The following is a 1,523-nucleotide window of genomic DNA, read 5'->3' as shown; positions in this document are numbered from 1 at the left end:
GGGTTTACGAATTGGGTGTCAAAGCCATCCGTTTCTCCGATCACGCCGAGCCACACCCGCCATGTCCGACGATACGAGCCAGCCGTTCCTGTTTCCAGCCATCCGACACAAGAAAATCACGGCTGATTTTGATGGTGGCCGGATCACCTCGGATGGTGGTGTCCTGTTGCTGGCTGCCGCCGAGCGGCGGATCGGCATGGCCGATCGCCTCGCCCGGCTCATAGCCGATCCACGCAATCCGCGACGGGTGACACACGGGGTGGCCGATATTCTGCGCGCCCGTATGCTGGCCATTGCCTGCGGCTACGAGGACGCCGACGACCTCGATCACCTGCGGTGCGATCCGGGTTTCAAGCTCGCCTGCGGACGACTGCCCGATACGGGTCGGGATCTGTGCTCGCAACCCACGATCTCGCGTTGGGAGAACGCCCCGACTTTGCGCGAGGTCATTCGCCTGACCTATGCCCTGGTCGATACATGGTGCGACAGCTACGCCCGGCCACCCGCCGCGGTGACGCTCGACATCGACGATACGGTCGATGTGGTGCACGGTCATCAGCAACTCGCCCTGTTCAACGCGCATCATGACGAGCGGTGCTTTATGCCGATCCATGTTTACGATGCCGCCACGTCGAGGCCGGTTGCCATTATCATCCGCCCGGGCAAGACCCCGTCCGGACAGGAAATTCGCGGTCACCTGCGTCGTCTGATCCGCCGTATCCGCAGCCACTGGCCCAACACCCGGCTGACCATTCGTGGGGATGGTCATTACGGACGTCCCGAAGTCATGGCCTGGTGCGAGGCGCATGACGTCGATTACATCTTCGGCCTGCCGGGCAACAGCGTGCTGCACCGGCTTCTCGAACCCTCGGCCGATGACATCCGCGTCCGGCGTGCCGAGACGCGGGCGCAATCCCTGCGCGGCTATGCCGAAATCCGTTATGGCGCGAAATCCTGGAAGCAACAGCGGCGCGTGGCCGCCCGGATCGAAGCCACGACGCTGGGCCTCGACATACGCTGCGTGGTCACCAGCCTGCGAGGCGGCAACGCCGAATGGCTCTACGGTGCCCTCTACTGTGCCCGTGGACAGGCCGAAAACCTGATCAAGCGTCACAAGGGCCAACTGGCATCCGACCGCACAAGCTGTCGATCGCCACTGGCCAACCAGGTCCGCCTGGTGCTGCACACTGCCGCATACTGGCTGATGCTCACCCTGCGGGACGCCATCCCAGCCCCACAGCCGCTCGCCTCGGCCGAGTTCACCACGTTACGAAATCGTCTTCTGAAAATCGCCGGGCGTATCCTGGAAACCGCGACCCGTGTCCGTATCGCGTTTGCCGCCGCCTGTCCCGAAGCGGCGCTGTTCCGCAGTCTCGCCATCTCGATGCAGGCTGCCGGCCCGTGACAGACGGGGCTATCGCCCCCGAACGCGCCCCGTCCTCGCAACCCCAGCCGCAGCCATCCACCGTTTCAAAATGACACCGCCTCAACCCGGTGCGATCCCGCGCGCCCAAACCATAGAA

1 protein-coding gene is annotated in these 1,523 nt (G+C 64.1%); it reads left to right on the top strand.

Going from position 1 to position 1,523, the window contains the following annotated elements:
- The first annotated feature begins 61 nt into the window (after positions 1 to 61).
- Positions 62 to 1,405 carry an IS1380 family transposase gene (locus GEU01_RS21680; protein WP_019087664.1) on the top strand — a complete coding sequence of 448 codons (1,344 nt, stop codon included), beginning with the start codon at positions 62 to 64 and terminating at the stop codon, positions 1,403 to 1,405.
- The last annotated feature ends 118 nt before the right edge of the window (positions 1,406 to 1,523 follow it).

Origin of the sequence: Komagataeibacter europaeus LMG 18890 (assembly GCF_000285295.1) — a bacterium.
Classification (GTDB): Bacteria; Pseudomonadota; Alphaproteobacteria; order Acetobacterales; family Acetobacteraceae; genus Komagataeibacter; species Komagataeibacter europaeus.
This window is presented reverse-complemented; position numbering and strand designations above follow the sequence as displayed.